This window comes from Aliivibrio sp. SR45-2 (genome assembly GCF_963890165.1).
Lineage (GTDB): Bacteria > Pseudomonadota > Gammaproteobacteria > Enterobacterales > Vibrionaceae > Aliivibrio > Aliivibrio salmonicida.
Genome location: NZ_CAWPRC010000101.1, coordinates 1 through 364 on the forward strand (window position 1 = coordinate 1; position 364 = coordinate 364).

Genomic DNA, 364 nt, shown 5'->3' on the forward strand with positions numbered 1-364 from the left:
TTTTTAAAGACTCTCAAGGAGAATACTTAAAGATGGTGGGCGATACCGGGCTCGAACCAGTGACCCCCTCCTTGTAAGGGAGGTGCTCTCCCAACTGAGCTAATCGCCCACGAAAGTTTTAATTCCTTCGTGAGAAAGAATGGTGGAGCTATGCGGGATCGAACCGCAGACCTCCTGCGTGCAAGGCAGGCGCTCTCCCAGCTGAGCTATAGCCCCAAAGTTTTATTTCCTTGGGAGGAAATGGTGGGTCGTGCAGGATTCGAACCTGCGACCAATTGATTAAAAGTCAACTGCTCTACCAACTGAGCTAACGACCCAATGGTATCCCGTAGGGGAGTCGAACCCCTGTTACCGCCGTGAAAGG

The 364-nt window shown here is 51.6% G+C and carries 3 tRNA genes; all 3 read right to left on the reverse strand.

Annotation, left to right across the window (positions count from 1 at the left end):
• Positions 1-33: 33 nt before the first annotated feature.
• A tRNA-Val gene (locus AACV33_RS04690) sits at positions 34-109 on the reverse strand.
• 31 nt (positions 110-140) lie between these two features.
• Positions 141-216, reverse strand: a tRNA-Ala gene (locus tag AACV33_RS04695).
• Positions 217-241: 25 nt separating this feature from the next.
• Positions 242-317 (reverse strand) — tRNA-Lys (locus AACV33_RS04700).
• Positions 318-364: the final 47 nt, after the last annotated feature.